Origin of the sequence: Ehrlichia minasensis (assembly GCF_004181775.1) — a bacterium.
Classification (GTDB): Bacteria; Pseudomonadota; Alphaproteobacteria; order Rickettsiales; family Anaplasmataceae; genus Ehrlichia; species Ehrlichia minasensis.
In genome coordinates this window covers 18,943-45,847 of sequence record NZ_QOHL01000010.1, presented here as the reverse complement: position 1 = coordinate 45,847, position 26,905 = coordinate 18,943, and the positions used below count along the sequence as shown (strand labels likewise).

20 protein-coding genes and 1 tRNA gene are annotated in these 26,905 nt (G+C 29.9%); 9 read left to right on the top strand and 12 right to left on the bottom strand.

Annotation, left to right across the window (positions count from 1 at the left end; genetic code table 11):
• Positions 1-999: 999 nt before the first annotated feature.
• Genes DRF75_RS02780 through DRF75_RS02770 form a run of 3 tightly spaced genes read left to right on the top strand, consistent with a single transcriptional unit; the run spans position 1,000 to position 2,215 of the window.
• Positions 1,000-1,221: a F0F1 ATP synthase subunit C gene (locus DRF75_RS02780; protein ID WP_006011614.1), complete on the top strand. Its 222-nt coding sequence runs from the start codon at positions 1,000-1,002 to the stop codon at positions 1,219-1,221.
• Positions 1,222-1,229: 8 nt separating this feature from the next.
• Positions 1,230-1,733 carry a F0F1 ATP synthase subunit B family protein gene (locus DRF75_RS02775; RefSeq protein ID WP_045170708.1) on the top strand — a complete coding sequence of 168 codons (504 nt, stop codon included), beginning with the start codon at positions 1,230-1,232 and terminating at the stop codon, positions 1,731-1,733.
• Complete coding sequence (locus tag DRF75_RS02770; RefSeq protein WP_045170709.1) at positions 1,730-2,215, top strand: ATP synthase subunit B family protein; 486 nt, start codon at positions 1,730-1,732, stop codon at positions 2,213-2,215. Before DRF75_RS02775 ends, DRF75_RS02770 begins: the two co-directional genes overlap by 4 nt.
• On the opposite strand, the gene ftsA is transcribed toward DRF75_RS02770, so the two are convergent.
• Together ftsA and DRF75_RS02760 are read right to left on the bottom strand one after the other, a co-directional pair.
• Positions 2,212-3,447 (bottom strand): cell division protein FtsA, encoded by a 1,236-nt coding sequence (gene ftsA / locus DRF75_RS02765; RefSeq protein WP_045170710.1) that lies wholly within the window; start codon positions 3,445-3,447, stop codon positions 2,212-2,214. The genes DRF75_RS02770 and ftsA overlap by 4 nt on opposite strands.
• A 274-nt stretch (positions 3,448-3,721) precedes the next feature.
• A complete protein-coding gene (locus DRF75_RS02760; RefSeq protein ID WP_235424702.1) occupies positions 3,722-5,005 on the bottom strand; it encodes a TrkH family potassium uptake protein in 1,284 nt (427 codons plus the stop codon).
• Positions 5,006-5,757: 752 nt separating this feature from the next.
• Here DRF75_RS02760 and DRF75_RS02755 point away from each other — a divergent pair.
• The 3 genes from DRF75_RS02755 to ftsH all read left to right on the top strand — a co-directional run bounded on the left by DRF75_RS02755 (position 5,758) and on the right by ftsH (position 9,005).
• Positions 5,758-5,848: transfer RNA gene (locus tag DRF75_RS02755), tRNA-Ser, on the top strand.
• A gap of 23 nt (positions 5,849-5,871) precedes the next feature.
• Positions 5,872-7,173 (top strand): tRNA lysidine(34) synthetase TilS, encoded by a 1,302-nt coding sequence (tilS, locus tag DRF75_RS02750; protein ID WP_129992622.1) that lies wholly within the window; start codon positions 5,872-5,874, stop codon positions 7,171-7,173.
• Complete coding sequence (gene ftsH, locus DRF75_RS02745; protein ID WP_045170713.1) at positions 7,170-9,005, top strand: ATP-dependent zinc metalloprotease FtsH; 1,836 nt, start codon at positions 7,170-7,172, stop codon at positions 9,003-9,005. Before tilS ends, ftsH begins: the two co-directional genes overlap by 4 nt.
• Before the next feature lie 1,435 nt (positions 9,006-10,440).
• Here the strand turns inward: ftsH and DRF75_RS02740 are convergent.
• Both DRF75_RS02740 and lgt read right to left on the bottom strand, forming a co-directional pair.
• On the bottom strand, positions 10,441-10,710 hold the full coding sequence (locus DRF75_RS02740; protein ID WP_045170714.1) for a hypothetical protein: 270 nt from the start codon (positions 10,708-10,710) through the stop codon (positions 10,441-10,443).
• Positions 10,711-10,807: 97 nt separating this feature from the next.
• On the bottom strand, positions 10,808-11,593 hold the full coding sequence (lgt, locus tag DRF75_RS02735; protein WP_045170715.1) for a prolipoprotein diacylglyceryl transferase: 786 nt from the start codon (positions 11,591-11,593) through the stop codon (positions 10,808-10,810).
• A gap of 580 nt (positions 11,594-12,173) precedes the next feature.
• Between lgt and DRF75_RS02730 the strand changes: the two genes are divergently transcribed.
• Positions 12,174-13,091: a hypothetical protein gene (locus tag DRF75_RS02730; RefSeq protein ID WP_082019988.1), complete on the top strand. Its 918-nt coding sequence runs from the start codon at positions 12,174-12,176 to the stop codon at positions 13,089-13,091.
• A gap of 570 nt (positions 13,092-13,661) precedes the next feature.
• Here DRF75_RS02730 and DRF75_RS02725 read toward each other — a convergent pair.
• The 7 genes from DRF75_RS02725 to bioD all read right to left on the bottom strand — a co-directional run bounded on the left by DRF75_RS02725 (position 13,662) and on the right by bioD (position 21,996).
• Positions 13,662-15,245 (bottom strand): hypothetical protein, encoded by a 1,584-nt coding sequence (locus DRF75_RS02725; RefSeq protein ID WP_129992621.1) that lies wholly within the window; start codon positions 15,243-15,245, stop codon positions 13,662-13,664.
• Between the two features lie 494 nt (positions 15,246-15,739).
• Positions 15,740-15,901 carry a zinc-finger domain-containing protein gene (locus DRF75_RS02720; protein WP_082019984.1) on the bottom strand — a complete coding sequence of 54 codons (162 nt, stop codon included), beginning with the start codon at positions 15,899-15,901 and terminating at the stop codon, positions 15,740-15,742.
• A 30-nt stretch (positions 15,902-15,931) separates the two neighbouring features.
• Positions 15,932-17,449 (bottom strand): protein translocase subunit SecD, encoded by a 1,518-nt coding sequence (gene secD, locus DRF75_RS02715; RefSeq protein ID WP_045170688.1) that lies wholly within the window; start codon positions 17,447-17,449, stop codon positions 15,932-15,934.
• 801 nt (positions 17,450-18,250) lie between these two features.
• Entirely contained in the window at positions 18,251-19,033 is a 783-nt protein-coding gene (locus DRF75_RS02710; protein ID WP_045170668.1) for a HesA/MoeB/ThiF family protein, read from the bottom strand.
• A gap of 3 nt (positions 19,034-19,036) precedes the next feature.
• Positions 19,037-19,633, bottom strand: coding sequence for an orotate phosphoribosyltransferase (pyrE, locus tag DRF75_RS02705; protein ID WP_045170669.1), 597 nt, complete (start codon positions 19,631-19,633; stop codon positions 19,037-19,039).
• An 8-nt stretch (positions 19,634-19,641) separates the two neighbouring features.
• Positions 19,642-20,715, bottom strand: a complete 1,074-nt coding sequence (gene recA / locus DRF75_RS02700) for a recombinase RecA (protein WP_045170670.1) — start codon at positions 20,713-20,715, stop codon at positions 19,642-19,644.
• Between the two features lie 594 nt (positions 20,716-21,309).
• Positions 21,310-21,996: a dethiobiotin synthase gene (gene bioD / locus DRF75_RS02695; protein WP_129992620.1), complete on the bottom strand. Its 687-nt coding sequence runs from the start codon at positions 21,994-21,996 to the stop codon at positions 21,310-21,312.
• 83 nt (positions 21,997-22,079) lie between these two features.
• On the opposite strand from bioD, the gene ftsY reads away from it, so the two are divergent.
• On the top strand, positions 22,080-23,012 hold the full coding sequence (gene ftsY / locus DRF75_RS02690; protein ID WP_045170672.1) for a signal recognition particle-docking protein FtsY: 933 nt from the start codon (positions 22,080-22,082) through the stop codon (positions 23,010-23,012).
• Between the two features lie 50 nt (positions 23,013-23,062).
• On the opposite strand, the gene icd is transcribed toward ftsY, so the two are convergent.
• On the bottom strand, positions 23,063-24,511 hold the full coding sequence (icd, locus tag DRF75_RS02685) for an isocitrate dehydrogenase (RefSeq protein WP_045170673.1): 1,449 nt from the start codon (positions 24,509-24,511) through the stop codon (positions 23,063-23,065).
• A 297-nt stretch (positions 24,512-24,808) separates the two neighbouring features.
• Here icd and recJ point away from each other — a divergent pair, with 297 nt between their 5' ends.
• Positions 24,809-26,563: a single-stranded-DNA-specific exonuclease RecJ gene (gene recJ / locus DRF75_RS02680; protein WP_045170674.1), complete on the top strand. Its 1,755-nt coding sequence runs from the start codon at positions 24,809-24,811 to the stop codon at positions 26,561-26,563.
• Positions 26,564-26,905 lie beyond the last annotated feature (342 nt).

Here is a 26,905-nt window from a genome sequence, read left to right as displayed (position 1 = left end):
AAAAGCAACAGCGTCAAAACAATGTATACATCATTACTATTTTATCTATAATTTTTACCTGGTGAAACATTACTACAATACTGACATGCACGTATTTTATATAAAATACTAATTTGTTATCACTAACTAGACTGAGCCAATAAATTCTCATAAACTACTATACCTCACTATTAAAAAATAACTGGACATATTAAAAGCAACAGCGTCAAAATAATGCATACATCATTACTATTTTATCTATAATTTTTACCTGATGAAACATTACTACAATACTGACATGCACGTATTTTATATAAAATACTAATTTGTTATAACTAATCAGATTGAGTCAAGAAACTCTCACAAACCACTATACTTCACTGCCAAACAATAACAGGACATATTAAAAGCAACAGCGTCAAAACAATGTATACATCATTACTATTTTATCTATAATTTTTACCTGGTGAAACATTACTACAATACTGACATGCACGTATTCATATAAAATACTAATTTGTTATAACTAATCAGATTGAGTCAAGAAACTCTCACAAACTACTATACTTCATTGCCAAACAATAACAGGACATATTAAAAGCAACAGCGTCAAAACAATGCATACATCATTATTATTTTATCTATAATTTTTACCTGATGAAACATTACTACAATACTGACATGCATGTATTCATATAAAATACTAATTTGTTATAACTAACTAGCCTGAGCCAATAAATTCTCATAAGCCACTATATTTTGCCAGTACAACATGATAATCAAAATACTAAACAAATAACAAATTAATAAATATGAATACATTTTTTATGTTTTATCTATAATTTTTATCATCATTTTAATCTGCTTTTGAAACATTCCTGCAATATGACAAGAACACAACTTACAGTACCAACTTGTGTATATTTATCAAACACAGCTAATAAACACTAAATTTTATCAATTGACTTCATATATTGATGAACTTATAATACTCTTAACTTTTTATAAAGGTAGGAGTGTATGGAGTCTTTAAAGTTCATTGCTGTAGGATTAAGCGTTTTTGGTATGGTTGCTTCTGCTCTAGGGGTAGCAAATATATTTTCTACCATGCTAAATGGCTTAGCACGCAATCCTGAAACCGAAGATAAACTAAAAAAATATGTTTATACTGGTGCTGCATTAGTTGAAGCTATGGGTCTATTCTCTTTTCTTTTAGCTCTATTACTAATTTTTGTAGCCTAGTGTAAATCATGGATATAATACCACAATTAGATATAACCTCTTACCCATCTCAGTTATTTTGGTTTTTCTTATCTTTTGGCATTTTGTACTTAGTAATTAGTAAGAATATTTTACCAAAAGTTGAAAATGTTATAAAAAAAAGGTACAATACTACAAGAGGTTCTATTGATTCTGTTGAAAACGATTTAAATCTGATACAACACGAATTAAAGAAGCAGTTGTTCAGTTTAGATGAAGTAAAAGCTGAAGCAGATAAGATTATAAGCTCTGCTCTTCAAGAGGTAAAGAATACTAATGCAGATTTAATCTCTGCACTAAATGAAGAACTAAAGAAAATGTTTAGTACAGCAGATGAATATATGCATAACCTAAAACATCAAGTGGAACAAGAGCTAATTGATCTTACATGTGAAATAGCTTTGCTGTATTATAAAAAAATGTTAGGAACTGAGTATACTGATAAAGACAAATTACGAGATATTACTATTAGATTATACAAGGAGAAAATATGATATCTTCATATTTCGTTATTAATCTTGCATTTTGCATAGGAGCTTTATTAGTTTTTCGTCCTTTGTACAGAAAAATTAATCAGTTTTTATCCACAAGGCTGAATAAGGTAAAACAGGAAGTTATATTACCTTCTGATGTACAAAAGCAATCCAAAGATTTATTAGATAGTGTAGTTGTGCAAAACCTTGAAACTGAAAAAATTCTTAAAGAGATACTAAAGAAAGCACATGAAGAATATGACCTTATCATCACTTCTAACAAAAAGGATATAGAAAATATCTTAGAGAAACATCTTGATGTAGCTATAAAAAAGATATCTCATCAAGTATCAACAATGACACAATCATTAAAACTTAGTACCATTGATGTTGCAACAAGTGCTATTCAGGAATTAATTAAAGAATCTAATTATACCCAAAAGCAGGATAATACTGGTGTCATCTCTACATTAGATCGTGATTTAAGGAAAAAATTACACTAAGCTTTTACTGGTATCAAGTCTAAAATTTTCTTTAATATGTTGTTTTTTCTCTGTATAGGTTTTCTTTTATTATGTATCCTATTTGAAACCAGTAAAGCTGTACCTATTGCTGCAGAAAAAGATGGATTACGCTTATAGTCATTACTTATTCCTTTTAACTCTAATGGGAAACCAATCCTTACTTGTTTTTTTAATACATAACTAGCCACTTCTTTAATATTAATCAATTGGCTAGAACCACCTGTAATTACTACCCTATTAATTAAATCTTTCTGTTTAACTATTCTACTGCCTACTATATCAAAAATTTCTTCTACCCTGGGCTTAATTATTTTTACTAAATCAGAACGTACAACTGAGATAATTTCATCCTCACCAACATCAGCTTCTATTATACCATCCTTATCTGGAGATACTAACATAGCATCACCATATAATACTTTTATACGTTCAGCATCCCTAACACTAATACACAAACCATATGCAATATCATTAGTAATATGCATACCACCTAAAGGTACACTATCTGCATATATTAATTTCCCTTTATAAAAAATTCCAAGAGATGTATATCTACCTCCAATATCTAAAACCATTGCCCCAATTTCTTTCTCATCATCAGTAAGACATGACAATCCTGAAGAATAAGGTTCTGCTATATATCCAGTAACATCCAAACTACTACAACTAGTTATGCAGTTTTCTATATTCAACAATGCAAACTTAGAAGCAGCAATCACATGCATACTTGCTTTCAACTTACTTCCATATAATCCTTTTAACTCTGTAATATTGTTTAAATCATCAAGAGAATACACTATTGGAATGTTATGAATTATAATTTGGTCATCACGACATTTATTATAAGTTTGTAACATTATATTTCTTATATCAATATCCGAAATTTCATGAATTGCTGCATTAATCTCATTGACAACATTTGTAGAACAAATATCACATCCAGAAATATTAACAAAAACTTGATTTATTACTGATTCCTGAGCCATCTTTTTAGCTGATTCTATACAAGACAATACAGAATAACTTGCAGGCTCCATATCAGTAATAGTACCACCACTGATTCCCTCAGCAGCCTTATACCCTATTCCAATAACTTCAGGACTGCTATTACGAGAAACTCTAATTATAAAACAAACTATTTTCGTAGATCCAAGATCTACAACAGCAAAAATACCCCTTCCTGGATCTGTGATAACAGCAGAATGTAACATACAATATACATGCTAAATGATTAAAATTTACAATATTACTACTCTAAATACTCAATGTTATATCCTTACAAAAGAATATCAAGCTTTTTTCAAATTTAAGCACACAAATAAAACTTAGTTGCAATATTTCTTATAAATATCATATTTAGTGTAAAAACTAACCAAACATTTTAACTATCACAACTAATAGCTCAAAAACTTAACATTTTTTTACATTTATAAGCAATAACATATATATCTTAAATATACATAATGCACTTCAAATATAAGAATTTTACCTATTTTTCAACAGAACATTTGCCATTAGATACATACAAGAAAAAAATGGTATTATTTCTAATCTTCCCATTAACATAAAAAAAGACAATAGGATTTTCACTGAAGGCAATAAATTATAATAGTTAGCACTTGGACCTATAACATGTCCCATACCAGGTCCCACATTGCTAAAAGTTCCAGACACTGCACTAAAAGCAGTAATAAAATCCACTCCACTACTAGAAACAATTGCACTTCCTATAAACAACAAAAAAATATATAGTGAAAAGAATAATCCTATATTACAAATGAAATCTTCACTTACACATTTTCTATTATATTTGACAGTACTTATTTGCGTAGGATATACAATATTACTCATATAAGCATGCAATGCTTTTACCAATAACACAATTCTATAGACCTTAATTCCACTATTAGTAGAACCGCTACAGCCACCTATTAGCATCATCAAAATACCAAAAATTGAGAAAAAATGCCAATTAGTATAATCACAATTTACAAGTCCAGTGGAAGTACTTAATGACACAACAGAAAATACAGAGTATCTCAAAATATCAAGAAAAGAATAACCTGACATTGTTTCATCAAAATAGCAATTTATTACAGATATCATTACAAAAAGAAAAACAATAATAGCAAAAAACACAATTTGTTCATCATAAAAGCACTGCTTTGTAATAATTTTCAAATACACCATAAAAGGACAAGAACTCAATAACATGAATATGACTGCTATAACTTCAATGTACACATTATTAAAATGTTGCAGAGAATTATCATAATTAGAGAAACCACCAGTAGATACAGTTGACATTGCATGACATATAGCATCAAATCCTGACATACCAGAAATCCAATATAGTATTGTACACGAAGCCATTAACATACAATATATAATAAAAATGTACATTGATGATCTAACAATTCCATATTTAAACTTCTTAGATTGCTCAGAGGATTCAGAGCGGTATAATCCATGTAAATTGTAAATTTTTAAGTAAGACAGTAGAAAAATACCACTTGTAATAATTCCCAGTCCTCCTATCGCATTCAGTAAAGCTCTCCAAATTAAAATTCCAGGAGACTGATTTTGCAAATCAGTTAATATTGTAGCTCCAGTAGTAGTTAAGCCAGATACAGACTCAAAAAAAGCATCTATGTAATGGAGATCACAGTCATAAATAAATGGTATTGCAGATATTACAGATAAAACAATCCATATAATCACTGTAACAATAACAACATTCATTTGTTTCAAATTAGATGGCCTTCCCAAAAAAATACATATCAAACTAAATAATACTACAAAAAGACATGTACAAAAAAAGTGTTGCCATACATAGCCAGTATAATAATTCACTATTGTTGGGATAAACATAAGAAGCGCAAAAATTAGCGAAAACACGCCAGTAATAAAAATTACGCTAAGTAAACTCTTATACATGATATATACTTTTATTTTAAACAGAATGTTAGTAAATTAGCAAATTTAAGAATCAGCAATAACACGCATTACAAAAACTTAACATTAACTACATTTATAAATGCGTAAATTTTATAAATATATATATTTTCTTTCTGAACTGTAATATAGAATCATTAATACATAATTAATGAGATTAAAAATTTAATCTCTGATAATCAAGACATACATATTACTAACCTTATTATCCAAATTATAATAAAACTAATAAATGAAGTACGACAATATCAAGGATACAAATCTTTACTAGAGCATAGTGTAATACACCAAGAAAATTCAAACAGATTATTCACAAATCTTTAGTAGTTATTACAGCAAAACTTACTATACATTAAGAAACAATTGTATCTCAAATAATAAAATAAATACCGCAACACAATAAAAGAACTGTAGTATTATACCAACTAAAGAAAAATCTTTGATATTCAGTAGGAACATAATTTTCAGAGAACACAAAATAAACATTAATAAAATCACTTCCTGAAATCAATAACATTTTTACCACTAGACTGTATAAAAACTCACAACTATAATAATGTCAGCCTGGAAAGGTGGCTGAGTGGTCTAAAGCGCACGCCTGGAAAGTGTGTATGCAGTAATCCTGTATCGAGGGTTCGAATCCCTCTCTTTCCGCCATTTGTTTTTATTAGTAAAAATTAATGAGAGATTTAAAACTGTTATTCCAAAAGAAAATACAAAACTTGAACGGTACTTATGCAGTTGCAGTTTCTGGTGGGATAGATAGTATGGTTTTGTTACATTTGTCAGCACAATATAGTAATTGTAATACTCCAATAATCCTGACAGTAAACCATGGATTGCGCCAAGAAGCAGAGCAAGAAGCGTTATTTGTATTTCAACATTCACAAAATTTAAACTTAAAATGCCATATATTAAATTGGCATGGCAAATTACCAGAAAGCAATATACAATCTTCTGCCAGACAAATAAGATATGGCTTATTATTGCAATGGTGTAATGAGAATAGAATAAACTATTTAATGGTAGCGCATCAGAAAAATGACCAAGCAGAGACTATTATGATTAGATTAGAAAGAGGTAGTGGATTAGATGGGTTAGCTGGTATGCAAGAATGTACATATCTAAACGGAATATGTATACTCAGACCACTTTTAAGCGTTAGTAGGATAGAATTGCTACAATATGCAAACCAAAATAATATTTCCTGGATAAACGACCCAAGTAACAACAACAAAAAGTATAAAAGAACACTATATCGTAATATGTTAGAAACTACAGATAACTCTGAAGTATTCATTAACAGACTTTATACTGCATCAACACATATAAAACGATCTTTAGATTGTATCTTACATTATGTAAGGGAAGCTACAGATCAATGCTTAGAATTCACAAATTTAGGACATATTAACATTAAATTGGATGTATTTTTAAACCTTCCAGAAGAAATATCATTAAGGCTTTTAACATATTCTATCATGACTATTGGTCAACAAAAATATAAGCCAAGATACAACAAGATCAACAGGATATTCTACAAAATACAAAACAATGAATTCAATTCAGCCCAAACTTTGTGTAATTGTAAAATTGTAAAAAACCAGAATAATACTATTTCTGTCATTAGAGAGGTATCAACTATCAAAGAACTAACTGTTACCTATCCTACAAATACACCAATAATATGGGATAACAGATTTAAAATAAGCATTGCACACCACAATGCAAACAGTCTCACTGTTTGTAGCTTAAATAACAGCAATATTCCAGATGATCTTAAAAAATTAAATAGGGAAGCTGTACGCTGTTTACCTGTATTAAAACACCAAAATAAAATTGTTGCTTACCCCCTACAAAATCATAACAAGAATGACTATATTGACATTAAGTCATACATCAGAATTGAAGAGGTATTGGTAAAACAACATCTTATCAATTTAACTTATAGTGAATTTATAAGCAAGGAGCCTTTACTATGAGAAAAATCATTGAAGGATTATCAATTTGGATTATAGTAATTGTTCTGGTTACTGCAGCATATGTCCAATTTAACGACAAAGTTATTAACGGAAACGTACTAAAATTACCATTCTCAGAATTCTTAAACAAGATTGATAATAATGAAATAGAAACTATTAACATCAGCGAACACAATATTACTGGAAGACTGAAAGACAGTTCTAAATTCCAAACAACTGGTGTAATATACGACAGTTTAATAAAAACATTACACAGTAAGCAGGTTACCTTTACTTTTTTACCTGAAGATACATTATTTGGAATATTAGGGAGCATATTGATATCTTGGTTCCCTATGCTGCTACTTGTCATAATATGGTTCATATTTCTCAAACGAATGCAAATAGGAGGTAATAGAACTATTAACTTCAGTAAATCACGTGCTAAACTGATGACTGAACACCGCAATAAAGTTACTTTTAACGATGTAGCAGGTATTGATGAAGCAAAAGAAGAACTAATTGAAATAGTAGATTTTTTAAAACATAGGCAAAGGTTTCAAAAATTAGGAGGCAAAATACCAAAAGGGTGCTTGTTAATAGGGTCACCAGGAACAGGAAAAACTTTATTGGCACGTGCAATTGCAGGTGAAGCAAATGTTCCTTTTTTTAGCATATCTGGCTCAGATTTTGTAGAAATGTTTGTAGGTGTAGGTGCAAGCCGCGTACGTGATATGTTTGAACAAGGCAAAAAAAATGCACCATGCATCATATTTATTGATGAAATAGACGCAGTAGGAAGACATAGAGGAATTGGTTTAGGCGGAGGAAATGACGAACGCGAACAAACATTAAATCAATTATTAGTAGAAATGGATGGTTTTGAATCTAATGAAGGAGTAATTATTATCGCTGCAACCAACCGTCCGGATGTATTAGATTCTGCACTTCTTAGACCAGGAAGATTCGACAGACAAGTCACTATTAGTATTCCTGACATTAACGGGCGAGAAAAGATCATTAACGTACACATCAAAAAAGTCCCTACAGCACCTGATGTAGATATCAGAACCATTGCGCGTGGTACTCCAGGATTTTCAGGAGCTGATCTTGCAAATTTAGTAAATGAAGCAGCACTAATAGCAGCAAGGCTGAATAAAAAAATCGTCACAATGAGTGATTTTGAATATGCAAGAGATAAAGTCATGATGGGAGCTGAAAGAAAATCATTAATGATGACAGAAGAAGAAAAAAAATTAACAGCCTATCATGAAGCAGGACATGCTGTTATTGCATTTTTTACAGCGGCATCGGATCCTATACATAAAGCAACAATAATTCCAAGAGGAAGAAGTCTAGGGTTAGTAATGAGGTTACCGGAGTCAGATCGTGTATCTCATACAAGAGAAAAAATGATCGCAGACTTAACAGTAGCAATGGGTGGAAGAGCAGCCGAAGAATTAATTTTTGGATACCACAAAGTAACAAGCGGCGCATCATCAGACATAAAACAGGCAACAGATTTAGTAAGAGCAATGGTCATGAAGTGGGGTATGAGTGATAAAGTAGGTCCGCTATACCATAGTGATGAAAAAAATGAAACTATCTCTAATAACTTAGCAAATTTGATAGATGAAGAAGTTAAATCCATAGTTACATCTGCACTAGAAAGAGCAAAAAGTCTTTTACATGAGCATTTAGAATCATTACATATAGTTGCTAAAAACTTACTAGAATTTGAGACTTTAACTGGAGAAGACATTAAAAATATAATTAATGGAAAAGAATTAACCAAAAATAATGAAGATGAATCTCAACCTTTAAAAAGATCATTTGCATCAAAAGAACAGTAACTTCACATCTGAATAAGTTACATGCATCACTTTACGTAAGGATGCATAAGTGAAAAATTCATATTTTTACTTATGTTAAATAATTCTATGCAGACACAAATAGTATATCTGTACTGAAACAAACACTACTACACCTAGAAATAATACACTACAATCACTACAACGTCATGTAGAACTTACAAAACTACTTTACCAACATCTTAATCAACAGAAACTTGTATGCACAATATCCACAGATGTAACAGACAAGTACCACCATTATATTATATAACCTGCACTTTAAACAAGTACATTCCTTCTAAAAAACTATTTTGCTACACAACAAATGTAACATAAAACTATACTCATTGAAGAGACCAATATGTACACAAATAACATGTATAAAATTAAATTTTACCTTTGCTGAATAACTTTTCAAACAAGAGTATTTATTATAAAACTAATAGCAGACACGAAATGCATATACCACACTCTACATATATTATATAGCGTTTCAGATATTTGAGACCAACTTTTCTAATTAATATGATAGACCTATATGTATAAGTTGATATTAACGCACATCAAACTAATACTATATATACATTGTGCACTTAAACAAGCACACTTGTACCAAAACAAATCATTACAGTTATGGATACACAATTTACAATACACTATAACCTTACAGATTACCGAAACTGCTTTATTAGCAATTTAAATCAACCTGAAAAATTGCAGCTATGCGCACAAATTGACATTATACACACAAGGCCACACTATACATATTGAATAACAATGTATTGAAACAAGCATATATTCCAAAAATTAAATACTACTCCACCATAAACATAAAAGCACAAACAATAAATCACATAATATTACACGCAATATCAATTTCTCTTTATTTCAATGTTAAACCCATTTGACAAGACCAGTTCTCATATACACATTAACACATATAAGACCAACAAACACTACTGAACTACTTCTTATTTAAACAAGTATGTTACAAAATTTAACACTACCGCTATAGATTACAAAATACATAATACACCATAAACTACTTAACATTATGCAGCAGCGTTACCAATTTTATATTCCTACAACTCTAAATTAAACTGAAAAGACAATTCCACATATGTACAAACTAACATACATAAGATCAACAAATACTACTGAATAATTTTGCACTTTAAATAAGCGTATTTGCCTTAAAAATTAAATACCACTTCTTAAATATAAGGCCATAACATACAGTAAACTATGAAATATCATCTAGTATTACTTTCCAATAACGTACAAGAATACTATCAAACGTACTATATACATACCATATTTACATTACCACAGCCTGTAATTCATTACATTATTGCTTATACAAGTTTGCACATCAACCAAAATATCACTAGATCATCAAGCATATGTAGGCTTATCATTCAAATATAACAGTACATTATTCTACATTTAATGACCTAGAATTTACAGCTTCTACACTCACATCTACACAATAAGTAGCAGGAAAAAGATCATTTCCGTTACTTTTTATATTTAAATACAAACCTTGTAATAGTGAGGCTCTTTGGCTACTTGAAGTAAATGGAGTTAATAATGGTGTGTTCATTACATGAGCCAAAATTATATTAATTTTAGTATATTCACACACTATATTACCTTTTCCATCAAAAGGCAACTGTGTCTTACAGACTAATTTAATTAGCCACAACTAACACTTTAAAAAACAAACACTAATACTCAAAACAACTTGTTCTTTCAAACCATAACTTATAAAAATTTTCTAAAATTACATAAAAACAACATCTTTAAATTGAAGATTTATCTTGCGTTTTAGCCAATTTTATAAAATAAAAACCCATAATTATCATAAAAATAGACAATAACTGTCCCATAGTTATTTGATCAAAAATAATATATCCAATTTGCGCATCTGGCTCTCTAACAAACTCAATAAAAAATCTTATTACACCGTACCATATACAAAAAACAGAACTCAGCATTCCTTTAGATGTTTTGATTTTTGTAAAAAAGAAAAGAGAATTCGTCACTACAAATAACAAAAATCCTTCACCAAAAGCTTCATACAACTGACTTGGATGTCTATAAAGTAGGTCACCACTTGCAGGAAAAGTCATTCCAATTTTCATATCGGTTACTTTACCATACAATTCACCATTAATAAAGTTCGCAATACGTCCAAAAAATATACCAACAGGTACAGCACATGCACCTAAGTCAAGAGCAGCAAGAACATCTATTTTATTCTTTCTACAAAAAATATACATACCAGTCATTACTCCAACTAAAGCCCCATGAAATGACATGCCTCCATTCCATAATTTAAGCATTTCAATAGGAAAGTGTATATAAAAATCCAGATTATAGAACAATATGTATCCGATTCTGCCACCAAGAATTACAGAAATCACCCACCAAGATATTACTGATTCATAACTTTCTTTGTTAAAAACTTGATATTTATCTACCTTTTTTATATACCAGTAAGCAAACATTATACCAAATACATATGATAAAGAGTACCATCTTATTTGCAAAGGCCCAATATTAAAAGCTACTTGATCTATAACCATAAAAATACACAAATTTTAAGTTTTAATAAGTATGAAACAAATGGTAAATTTTATCAACTTTTACTATGGCTGCTATATAACCTAGCATAAAGATTATATGCATAAATTTTCTATAACAATTAACCAGAATTATAGGAACCAATACTTTTATAGCAGTTGATACAATAAAGACTACTAATATTAATTTCTATAATATGGATACTAAATAGCAATAATATCCTGTAAAAAACACCTGATACTGTAAGTTACATAAGTCTTTTATAAACAATATGTTATACAATAATTATATAAGATTTATCTGGTAAACTACTCCTTAACTTAACAGCAACTACAACTTTTACATATATGTAAAGCTAACCGTATTTACAGTAATAATATAATCCATATATTAATATGTAAAATATAATTGTACTTTTCTTAAGTAATTTACAATAAAATTGTCTTACTAAATTTATTATATCCAACATCATTAAATATAATTTTAGTATATTTTATAAAAATATTCAATGATAGCTCACTATATTATTTATTTATTAATAAATGTTGAGCATAATATTAATATTCAACTTTAAAGAGAAAGGTGGTGATACAAAATATTCTTATTAGTGATGATAGTAATATAACAATATTTTTCACTGAAAAAAATGAAATAGAAAATTTTACTAAAATATTTACTGTACTAGATAAAAATAAAGCCGCTAAAACCCTATTCAACAATGAAGTGAACATACAATATCAAGACATGTCTGCTACATTAATTACCCCCACACACTTTGAGTTTAGTGACCTCAATAAGATAATAACACACATGCTACAGCATAGCTTTACAATCAGTACAAACATTATAGCACAATCTTTAGAACAAGGATGTAATATTTTAAAAACCAGCAATCTAGTTATTTGTAGATTCAATCATCAACCACTATACAGTATCAACATGAGTATTAGAAATAATACAATAATGCTACATCCAATATCTACACAATACTTTGACTTATCTTCAGAAGACAACAAAAAATTAATTAGTTCACTTCAAACACATACAAACACCAATGACATTACAATAGACAATAAACAAAATGCTATTTTAATATCAATTAACACTGTAATATACGAAGTACTACAATCACTTGTAAACATATTGATAAAAGTGCAAATCATAGAAGAAAATGATAAAGAAAAGATATTACAGCAATTGACTAAACTTGCTTTTCATGATTTCACATCCAATGAGCTACAAATAGTAAAGAATATAGCACAATACCCTACTGATCATCCCTTAAGCAAATATAAAAACATAGCTAAAAATGTAGAAAACATCTTCTCACATCTAGCAAGTGACAAATCACTTGACTCATGCTCTGCTAAACTACTACAAGATGCAATTAATAGTACAGGTGAATTTTCTACAGCACCACACATTATAATGCGTAGTTTTAACAAACTAAATAAAAATTTTCATGACCAAATACAGAACATAATCAACCAATCAGAATAATTGAGGCACTACACACATATTATCACAACTATCATCCACAATATAAAATTTAACTGATCACAAAACTAGAAACCATTCCTTAACTCTATTAATCTCTACAAAACACAATTAAGAATTCTGAAACACCTTCTACAATAACGCACACTATTATGCATAGTTTTAACAACCTAAACAAAAATTTTCATGACCAAATACAACACATAATCAACCAATCAGAATAATTGAGGCACTACACACATATTATCACAACTATCATCCATAATATAAAATTCAACTGATCACAAAACTAGAAACCATTCCTTAACTCTACTAATCTCTACAAAACACAATTAAGAATTCTGAAACATCTTCTATAATAACGCACACTATTATGCATAGTTTTAACAACCTAAACAAAAATCTTCATGACCAAATACAAAGCCAATTGGAACAATTGCAACACTACATACATACTATCACAACTATCATCCACAATATAAAATTTAATTGATTACAAAACTAGAAATTCTTTTTTTAAATCTCAATTTATTATTCTTACAAAATTTACACAAGTTTCATCTTTACTTAGGTTTAAGGATTTAAATCTTGAAAGTTACTCCTATCAATGTGCAAGTCATCAATACTAGCATTTGGTAGACCATCATTGCACTGCATATCACTATGCATTTCACCCTGTCGATTACCGACAGATTGACCTTGATGTAACGCACCAAACACTCCTGCATTATATGCATTAAAAAGAGCTAGACTTAAATCATCAATTATTTGGTAATCACATCCTCCTTCAAGTTTGACAGTTTTTATTTCATCAATTACATCAATATCTCTCTTCATAGACAAATAAGCTGTGGTACTAATACCCCCAAGTTTTAATGCTAAATCTCTATCTTGCTTGTAATACCGATTACACGCTAAAGCAATACTTAACACAACACCAGTAATAATAACCATTAAACCAGACATTACAGGTCCATAGCCAAATGTAATGTCCTTATACAGTAAAAATGCATGTACCATTAACATAAACCCTGCAAACACTAAGCAAAAAGCTGCACAAACTTTTGATAATGTAGTTTTAAGTGAAAGTAAGTAAAAACCTTCTACAAAAATTACAAAATATGATAATATAGAACAGTACAAAGCTACCTTTTCAGCTTTAACCAGATGACATGTCAATGCTATAATCTGTGAAAAGCACACAAATGCTAATACTGAAAAAGTCGTAATTCTTAATAACAGTTGTTTTTTAGAAAGTTCTTTATTATGCGCTACGAGAAGCAAATTATGTTTCCCACTTACATGTTTCCCTAAATCAGTAGGCTGTATATCACCGTCTTCACCTCTAACAACAAACCCTTTTGCCATGGCTGTTTCCATGATGCCATCAGTCATCATCTTGCGTCTGTCTTCATCAGAATTATTCACAATAACATCATAAAGACTATGTGATGTTTTCATATACACACGATATTGCCACGGAAGCAAGTTCACACTATATGCTGCTTCCCTTATGTCAATATTTCCAATATAAGATAATAAAAGTAGTGGAGGAATCAAAGGAATGCTAAGAGAAAGTACTGTAAAAATACATCTAATCACCTTTTCTTGAGTTGTAAGTAAAGACCATTTCTCAGAATATGATATTGCATCATATATCTTTTGTTTCAATGGTTTACTCTTTGGATCATACAGAACAGTTTTAATGCTGTCTTTAGCACCATCATCAAAACTACTACAAAAGTTTTTTTGACTGTTTAAGATAACATCAAGTAAATTACGTGTAGTATATCTACCAACAGAAGAAACAATCAAAACATGTTTATCACCATACCTGCGACTCACATCATAAATACATACACCATCACTCCCTGCAATTCTATAATCTGCACTTACTACTGGTATAAACCCTAATGAATTTACAAACTCTGCAACCTTCTTTATATCATTCTTATTACTAGAACGATGGACAAATACCCTACTTAGGAACTGTTCTCGTATACCCTCTTTTGCAGAATCAATAATACAAGTTGCTGGTGTAACATTACTTACCAAGTTACCTAAATGTAAAACACCTTTGCCCTGTATATAAAAAACAGTATTCCTTATATCATGTATAAACTTGCTATATGTATCATAATCATTACTATTCAGCATAAACACTAAAAGAACTATTACTTACTATAAGAATACGACATAATTCCTGATAACACATTAATTATTTAAGCATAGAAGTAAAAATTAACATTAAATATTTGCAGAAGTTCTTTCATGCAACACACATAATCACTTGCATTTTTTATATCACACTATAACTATACAAACAGAGCTTAAGAAGCAGTGATACAAGAATAATACTAAAATGCATTTACAATAGTCTTAAGACAGACATACCAACACTATTCTGAAGTACTGAAAATCTATCATTATAAGTTCATTTAGTGATTCAAAAAGATTTGAACAAGTGCTATACATAAATTTAACAGGAAAGTAAAATAACTTTCTGTAAATTTTACAAAACCCAGAATTATAATATCTAACTTAGTTAGAATAAGATTTCAAAAAATATTAAATTCAATAAAAATACACAGCAAAACACTGCCTTATTTTTTTTGAAGTGTTATAAAACCCAATGTAACAACAACTACAAATTAATCATGAGCATTAAAAGTAAAAACTTTACTACAATAAGGGCAACTAACTTCTTCACCAATTTTAACTATTAAATATACTTTTGGGTGTTCAATATAACCTGCATCATCCCCTTCACCATTACAATAAACTATTGTTACATTTTCCTCATCACTAGACATAAACAGCATTTCCAATAACTTTACAATAAATTATATTTTCAATGTTTTCAAATTAAATAATTTAATATATAAATCTATCAACATCTTTGTTAAAGTAATTGCAGAAAACATAGAACATAAAATACCTATTGATAATGTAATAGCAAAACCACTAATTGGACCACTACCTATTACAAACATCACTGCAGCAACAATTAATGTAGTAATATTAGAATCAAATATTGTTGACATAGCATTTTTAAATCCAGATTCTACAGCCCATCTCAATTTCTTTGTAGAACTTAATTCTTCTTTAATACGCTCAAAAATTAACACATTAGCATCAACAGACATACCTACAGTCAAAGTAATACCCGCAAGTCCAGGCAATGTGAGTGTAGCTTGAAGTAATGTAAGTACAGCAACAATAAAAATAATATTAAAAACTAACCCAACTACAGCTAAAACACCAAACATACGGTAAGAAAACATAATAAAAACAGAAACTGCTATAACTGATATTATCATTGCTAATCTGCCTTGCTTGATATATTCAGTACCTAAACTAGAACCTATTGTCTTTTCTTCTATTACCTTTAAAGGTACTGGTAAGGCACCAGACTTTAACAATATTGACAATTCTTTTGCAGTTTCAACAGTAAAATTACCACTAATTTCACCACTTCCAGTTAGAATAGGCTCACGTATTATAGGAGCAGTAAGTACTACACCATCCAACACTATAGCAAATGGTTTGTTAAAATTTTCTTTTGTAATTTTAGCAAACTTCTTAGCTGCTTCATTGTTTAATTTAAAATGCACAATAACATTACCAAGACTATTTATACCAGATGATACATCTACTAAAGAATCTCCACTAATTTCAACTTTTTTTAATATAGGATAAGTATTACCATGATTATCCTTAAGTAAAACAGTAGTTAAAGAATTAATCGATGATAACTGCTTCACATCTTCCAGTAAGTGAAATGTAAGTTTTGCTGTTTTACCTAATAAAGTTTTAATTTGACTAGTATCATGTACTCCAGGAACTTGCAAAGATATTCTATCTTTACCGTGACTATTTATAATAATTTCTTTTGTACCAGATTTGTCTAATCTACGCCTGATATTACTAATAGCATCAGATATAACATTTCTCAACAATTCTGACTTATAACTATCGTAAAAGGATATTACAACACAATCTTCTTGCTCAGATACTCTAACGTTTTTATTGTCAAATAACCTTACTTTATCAAAATTCTTACTATCCTTTAGTACCAATACCAGCTTATCTTGTCTTACATCAAATTTACTATACTCTATCCTTTTACTCAATAAGAATTCATTCAGCTCATCATACAGTGCATACATTCTTTCTTTTAAATACTCTTTAAAATCTGCTTCCAATAATAAATAAACACCACCTTGCAAATCCAAGCCCAGATTAACTTTTTGTTTGGAAAGTAAAAACTTACTATCAATAAAATTAGGCAATACTAAATATATAGCAAGTACACACAACAATGAAATAACTATAGGCTTAATTTGTAACTTAGAAAACATATCATCCACTAAACATATCCTGCAATTATATTATATTATCATAACAAACAAAATACTTTATATTTCTAATACAAATTATCTCTACAATTACAGAATCACTCAAATATATTGTAAAACTAACAGCACCACAATTACACTATTTTGATAAGATTATATTACCAGCTTTTACTAACTGCCTTATTGAAGCTAAAACTTGCGTTTTCATTTAACCATACAATACATTAAATTTTAGACTTACTATATTACATGCTCATAAAGAACAAACACCTAACACACAAACAAAATTTAGCACTGTAATAAACTAACAGTAGTAGACCAACATCTTAAAAATCAATATCTATAAGAATAATATTATGCCAACAAGTGATAATTTATATTTAAAAATTTCATACAAAATATAAATAGATATCTAAGCTAAAAATATAACTTATCTTGATAATAACAATGCTATTATAATTACCGTCGCAGTATTCTTTTAAAGGATACTTAGCAAGGATTATACTTACCTATTCATCTCAGGATTATACTAAGAACCTCAGTAAATATTACTTGTACCCACAACAATTTCAGTACAATTATCACTATATGTCATAGCCACATCTTTTTTAATGCACGTTTAGTAAATTGATCATTTAATATCTATTCCTACTTAACTTAAAGTCAACATCGATTGTCAAAACTGCTTTTATAAAATTGTCATTATAAGCTTTACATTGCTATTACATGCATTATTTTTTGAAATACATACTCAATGAAAATTATTAAACTCTAATACAAGAAAAACTTAAGTAAACATCTTAGCTAAAAACATAACTTACTTTCATAATAACTGTAATCATAAGGATCAACTCTCACATTGTCACCACATGCTATGCATGAACCATTTTTTTGAAAAGTATATTTAGAAAAATTATTAGATTGTAAATCTATTCTTTGCAATTTTCCCACTAAACTATCTGCAACTCCCAATAAATATTTCATAACTTCTGCAGCTGCAATACTACCTACCACTCCTACCGTTGGCCCCAATATTCCAGCATTAGCACAATTTAAATGCGAACTCATATATTGACACTCAAAAAAGCATCTCAAACAAGGCTTACCATGAGGAAAAATTGTTAATATCTGCCCAGTAAATCCAATAGCTGCACTATGCACTAAAGGCTTACCAATTAAAACAGCTGCATCATTAAGAAACAATTTCGTAGCTAGTCGATCTGTACAATCTACAATTATATCTATATTCTCAAAAATCCTTTCAAAATTTTTAGGAGTAACAAAACCATTTAATATTCGAATATTAACATCAGAGTTAAGTGACTTTACAAATTCTTGAGCTTTTGCAACTTTACTTTGATTAACATCTTTTTCTTTATAAATCACTTGCCTATTAAGATTAGACAACTGGACTGTATCATTATCACATAACACCATATGACCAATACCACCAGCAGCCAGTAAAGGAATAACTATACTACCTAATCCACCACATCCTACTACTAGTACACAACTACTATTTAATTTATTCTGACCCACTTTCCCTATCTCTGGAATAAGAATTTGTTTCTTATAACGGTCAAACACTAACTATTCCTGCAAATACCTACTTCCCGGCATAGAGACAGGTATTTGTCGCAAATATTCTGGAATGTCCTCATCAACATAACTTTTAATATTTAACTCAACTAAACTAATTATAGGGAAAGGAAGTTTAATATCTCTACTACGTTTAACTAAAGCTGCACCTGCAACAACAGTACCACCATTTTTCTTTACACAATTCACCACTTCCATAGAAGTTTTTCCAGTCGTAATTACATCTTCTACAATCAAAACTTTACTTCCTTTTTGAATTTCAAAACCACGACGTAATACAAAAGCACCACCGACACGCTCACAGAACATATTACTAATACTCAATTGTCTAGCAATTTCATAACCAATAGTAATAGCACCAACCGCTGGAGCAACTATCAAATCTATGTTTGGTAAAACCCTATCAATTTTTTTCGCAAGTAAAGCACAATATTTTACTGCAAGATTAGGATTTTCAAACACTCGGGCACACTGCACGTATGTATCACTATGCAACCCAGAAGATAACACAAAGTGACCATTTATTATTACCCCAATTCTAGCAAATTCATCATATATAGAATCACTATTTAACAAATCTACTTCCATACCACACCTTAAAAAATTGCTTCTTCTACTTCATGAACATTATCACTAACTTCTGCATTGAAACAACTAACATCATTATCACTTGCTAACATATTCCTTATTTTCTGTTCTATTTCATCTGCAGTAGTATAGTTGGTTTTAAGATAAGATTTTGCATTTTCCTTGCCTTGACCAAGTCGTATACCATTATATGAATAATATGCACCAGCTTTTTCAACAATATTAAGTTTTACACCCATATCTATAATTTCACCAACTTTTGAGATTCCTTCATTATACATTATGTCAAAATCCACTTGTTTAAAAGGAGGAGCTACTTTATTTTTAACAACCTTTACCTTGGTTTGATTGCCAACAATCAAGTCTTTATCTTTAATTGCACTTACTTTGCGTATATCCAACCTCACAGAACTATAAAATTTCAAAGCATTTCCACCAGTAGTGGTTTCAGGATTTCCATAAACTACACCTATTTTCATACGTATCTGATTAATGAAAATAAGCACACAATTTGCTTTTGATACAATAGAAGTTAATTTTCTTAAAGCATGACTTAACAATCTTGCTTGTAAGCCCATATGCTGATCACCCATATCACCTTCTATTTCCGCTCTAGGAGTTAATGCAGCAACAGAATCCACCACTATTACATCAATAGCACCTGAACACACTAAATATTCAACTATATGAAGCGCCTGTTCACCAGTATCAGGTTGAGAAACAATCAAATCACCAGTATTTACACCCAATTTACGTGCATACATTATGTCCAAAGCATGTTCAGCATCAATAAATGCACAATTCCCACCTTTTTTCTGCGATTCAGCAATTACATGCAAAGCAAGAGTTGTTTTACCAGAACTTTCAGGTCCAAAAATCTCAATAATTCTGCCTTTAGGAAACCCACCAATACCTAAAGCCGTATCAAGTGCAATTGACCCTGTAGAAATACTATCTATTTTTTCAATAGCACCCTGTTTTAATTTCATTATTGCACCACGACCAAAAGCTTTTTCAATTTGACTGATCGCATTATCCAATGCTTTTTGTCTTTCTTGGTTTAAATTTTTACTATCAGACATAATTAAATTTCATAAGATCTAAAGAAAGCTAAACATTCTTAATATTAATTGTCAAGCCCTAAATCATGACACTATTTATTACAAATATGGCAAGACAAATATAAGCAGCAAAATTTTAATATTTCAAAAAAAATACCGAAATAGTACTCAACTTATCAATAATATACATTATAGCTTTTATATTAGTAATGGTTTAAATAATGCCTTTACCATTAATACTATAAAGCAAATTGGAAGTGTGTGCATTCATTAATGTTTGTTAATTGATATGTGTAGAGCATTATAAAAAATGTGCAGGATAAAATAATTTGTACAATCTATGTTGTTGTGATGTAACACAAGAGAACGAGTGTGGCGAAAAAAATATATATTTAATGTAGCAGCTTTAGGTAACAATAGTGTAGGATTTATAACTTAATTTCTATAACATGCTACTTACATTAATCCAACATTGAGTAATCATATCTATGTAACAAAATATTATGGTAGATAACCATTTTACCATACTGACCCTGAATATATACAATTAATACCTCTTTTGAAATATCACAATACACAACAAAGCAATTTACTTTCAACTTCACAATATAAATTCTAAAACTTATCATCCAAATTTAGAAAATTCACTATATCCCTTGAAGTTTTTTTCCACAAATCAAAACTACCTGCAACATAATGCTGAACATATACTGACTTACCTGTATATTCATAAATAAATTTTACAATATCATCAACATTAGAGCTACTTTCATCTTTAATAGCTAGCACTACTTTTACACTCATACCAGACAATACACGTAGTGCTGTTAATGTATGACTTATACTACCTAAATAAGATCCAACAACCAAAATTACTTTGATATTCAAATCACATATTAAATCTAAACAAGTTTTGTCATCTGTAATGGGTGACATAACTCCACCAACTCCTTCTATGAACAAATTATCATAAGACTGACTAATGCAGCGGTAACAAAACGTTAAAATTTTACTATAGCTCAATCTAATATTTTCCAACTTGGCAGCTATATTAGGAGCATGAGGATAGGACAACCTCCAAGGTGAAATTCTTGCTATATTATTACTACTACACTCAATATTTAAACTACATAGTATTTTATATGTATCATTATTTAAAACATCAGTATCATTCCATCCACTAATAACAGGTTTTATTGCGTGTACTACTTTACCACTCTTAATCAAATGCCAACATAATGCTGTCGTAACAAAAGTTTTTCCTACATCAGTACCAGAAGATGTAATAAAATAAGCTGACATTTCATACATCAAACAATATAATTCATTGAGTGTATATTATATAAACACAATTCACAACTTTTAGAAACAAGGACAATTTGATTATGGCAGATACAAACAATAATGGATTTTTTAACAATATCAAGAAAGGCTTATTCAAAACTTCATCAAAGTTAAGTGATGGCATAAAAAAAATTTTTTCTAGTGGAAAAAAAATTGATCAAGAAACATTAGAAGAGTTAAAAGAATTACTCATTACAGCAGACGTCGGATATGAAAATGCCTCACTACTTACACAAAAACTTTCAGAAATAAAATTTAACGAAGTAGACTACAGCACAGTAAAACAAAAATTAGCAGAATCCATAGAAGACATTTTACTACAAGCTGAAAAACCCTTGTCTATCAACAACAAACCACATGTAATTATGATATGTGGTACAAATGGAAATGGTAAAACAACAACTATAGGAAAACTAGCACATAAGTTCAAAAATGAAGGAAAAAAAGTATTAGTTGCAGCATGTGATACATTCCGTGCAGCAGCTACTGAACAATTAATAGTATGGTCACAAAAAGTAAACTTTCCAGTAGTAACAGGCAACCAAGGCGCAGATGCTGCAAGTATAGCATATCAAGCAATGCAGCAAGCTTTAAATGATCAGGTAGATGTTTTATTAATTGACACAGCTGGAAGATTACATAATCACAAAAATTTAATGGAAGAACTAGCTAAAATTAAGAGGATCATAAGTAAACATGACAATAATGCACCTCATAATGTCATACTAATATTAGATGCAACAACTGGTCAAAATGCCATTAATCAAGTTGAAGCTTTCTCCCAATTTGTAAACATTAGCGGATTAATCATGACTAAATTAGATGGCACAGCAAAAGGTGGAGTAGTAATAAAAATAGCACAGAAATATAAGCTCAGTATTCATGCAATTGGAATTGGTGAACATGTAGAACAGCTCCAAGATTTTTCAGCAAAAGAGTTTGCTATAGGATTACTTGACATAGAGAACACGTGACATTACACATGTTATTTTATAAACAATCATAGTAATCACAACAACCAGTATTACATAGTGAAAAATCCAGGTTGATTGTCGTACAAATACAGTTTTTCCATTTTCACAACATCTATATTTCTTTTATCCATATTAAAAAGTAACTGATTAACATGTTCATTAACAATTTTATCACCTTGAACTTTCATATAAAACCTACAACATATTTGGTCTATATAAGAAAGGTTTGAATTAGAAGATTCATCAGGCCAAATTTCCAATCCTTTACTATGAATTAGTACAAGCTCCAATTTATCATGTGTAACACTTTGAATATTACTAATCAATTGCTTTAAATTTAAATCTGCACTATCACAACTAATATTTAGATCTACTCCAACAAGAACTTTAGTAGTGTAAGATGGTTTATATGTATAAGACACACCTGATTCACCTGAATTATTTTGAAGTATAGATTTTGGCAATTGAGAAGGAGATTGCCCAAAATTATCAATAATTGCCTTGGCAAAACCCATAGTAGAAACTTTTCCTTTACTGAACTGACTTTGGTAAATATCTGCAGTATGCATACCATCTTCTAAAGTTTTAAGGAATGCATTATATATCAACTCTGCCTTATCAAACTTCTTTAAATAAACTAACATTTGTATAGCTGCATTTAGCAAGCCAGAAGGATTAGCTAGGTTTTTCCCAGCTATATCCGGAGCTGATCCGTGTACTGCTTCAAACATCGCATAATTATCTCCTATGTTAGCACTACCAGCAAGACCTATAGAACCCGATAATTCAGCAACTATATCAGATACAATATCACCATAAAGATTAGTAGTAACTATAACATCAAAGTTTTCCGGGTTGGCAGCTACCTTTGCCATACCAATATCAACAATGTAATGATCTGATGTAATATTGGGATAATTTTCTGCAATTTTTGAAAAAGATTTATGAAAAATTCCATCTGTCATTTTCATAATATTATCTTTTATCAAACAAGTAACCTTTTTTCTATTATGAACAGCAGCATAGTGAAATGCATAATTACATATCCTTTCCGATCCCGACCTTGTAATCACTTTTGAACATTGATATGTATCATTCGTTAACCTATGCTCTATACCAGTATAAGTATCTTCTTCATTCTCCCTAATTATCACTACATTGAGATTAGGATATTTTGTTTTTATTACAGGATGATAAGAAATACATGGTCTAATATTCGCATACAGTCCTAATTTTTTCCTCAATGTGACATTAAGGCTCTTATGACCTCGTCCCTGTGGGGTCATGGTAGGAGACTTAAGTAATACTTTCGTTCTAAAAATAGAATCCCAAGATGAAGGAGCAATACCAGAAGACCATTCCTTTTTATATAAATTATGTCCTACTTCTATAGTTTCTATAACTAAACCTGACTCTGCTTCACTCAAGATTAATAGTACAGCTTCCATAATTTCTGGACCAATACCATCTCCATAAGCAACCGTGATTGGGATTGACATTATATTTCTTCCACGTTCAACAACAATTCAATAATAATAATGACTATGCAAATCTGATTATATAAACAATGTAACATTAAAAACAATAAAAATATATTATATTAAGTACATAGCCATACAAAGCATTTATAAATTTTCTTATCTATTATCATCCAACTAAACTTTGACTAAAAACTACATTTCAAATTTAGTGCACATAACTCTCATTAGCAATATACAAAACAATATGATATCAAATATATCTATAGCAAGCATAAAATAGCAATGCTATAATACAAATTTTTTAATTAGTGTTATATGCTACATTGCAATTTAGAAAACTCAGATTATATTGGAGTAACAGGTGCATTGTGGAAGCCTTACAATGTAAACTTGCGTGATATCTTGACAATTAAACAAAAATTTTGTCTATCAGAGATTGCTGCAAGGGTACTATCAACACGAAAAATAAGTATAGAAGAAATTCATGATTTTTTATATCCTACACTAAAAGTATTGCTACCTGATCCTTTCCATCTTTTAGACATGGACAAAGCAGTGAATAGGATTTGTGAAGCAATATACAACAAAGAAAAAATAGTAGTCTTCGGAGATTATGATGTTGATGGTGCAACATCATCTGCATTAATAAAACAGTATCTCACACAAGTAGGTGTACCTACAACAATATATATTCCAGACCGTATATGCGAAGGATATGGCCCAAACACTCAAGCACTTCTTAAATTAAAAGAAATTGGCAACAGTTTATGCATAACTGTCGACTGTGGAACTATAGCACATGAACCAATATCTGCAGCAAAATCAGTAAATTTAGATGTAATAGTTATTGATCACCATATAGGCATGAATACACTACCAGATGCAATTGCAGTGATTAACCCTAACCGGTTAGATGAAAATTCTCCATATACATATCTAGCAGGAGTTGGTGTATCATTTTTAATGCTTGTAGCATTAAACAAAACCTTAAAAGAAAAAGGATTTTTTACAAATAACTATGAACCAAACTTAATAAACCACCTAGATTTAGTAGCTCTTGGAACTGTATGTGATGTTATGCCTATTATTGGATTAAACAGAGCTTTTGTAAAACAAGGACTAAAAATCATTGCAACAAGACAAAATATAGGTCTTAAAGTTCTGTCTGATGTTATTGGATTAGAAGAAAAACCAAATGTTTATCAACTAGGCTTCAGCATAGGACCACATATTAACGCAGGAGGAAGAGTCGGTAATGCAAGTCTAGGAGCAAGATTGTTATCAAGCAATAATGAAGAAGAAGCCTTAGAAATTTCAGAAAAACTACAAAATTTCAATTTAGAAAGAAAAGAGTTAGAACATCAAAGTTTTAATGAGGCAGTAGAACAAGTAGAAACTTTTATGTCAACAAATACAAATTTAATTATTGTTTCAGGAAATTGGCATCCAGGAGTAATAGGCATAGTAGCAGGAAGGCTTAAAGATAAATTTTTTCTACCAAGTATAGTAATTTCACTAGATAACGGCATTGGTAAAGCAAGTGCTAGATCAATACCAGATGTAGATTTAGGTGCAGCTATTTTATCAGCAAAGCTAGAAGGAATCATCACTGAAGGAGGAGGACATGCAATGGCTGCTGGTTTCTCTATAAATGAAGATAAGATTAAAACATTATACGAATTCCTTTCACAAAGATTTCACAACATAAATAAACAAAAAGTATTTAAAGTAGATGGTATTATTACTGCATCAGCAGTCAATCTGACTTTATGGAAAGAGCTACAATTTTTGGAACCATTCGGCATAGGTAATCCAGAACCAAAATTTGTTTTAACAAATATAAAAATAAAAAACCCAGAAATTATAGGAGAGAGCCATATAAGATGTTTAATTTATGACAACAAAACTTTTATAAAAGGTATCTGTTTTAGATGTGTAGACACAGCATTAGGGTCAGCTTTGTTAGAACGTACTGCAGTTATGTTATTAGGCAAAATTAGTGTCAATTATTGGAGAGGTAATGAAAATATACAGTTCATAATAGAAGATGCAATTACAAAAAACTACTAAATTTAAAATTCACTGTAGCACAAAACACATTGCAGCAGAACTAATTTTTAAAAGAATTTAAATAATTCACATGAACTAGCACTATATAACACATAAGAACCATTTAGTAGCTTGTTAAATTTACAATACTAATTCCATTCAAACCCATATATAAAAACAAAAGTGTGTATACCGCAACAGTTAAATTCCAGTAAACACTAAAACTTAATAGATACTATAATTATATTAGAAACTCCAACAGCTATCTTTTATAATCTACAACCAGAACACTAAACATATACAAAGATACTGAGCATACCCGACAAATTCATTAGACTATTCCATCAAAATCACATAAAAAAA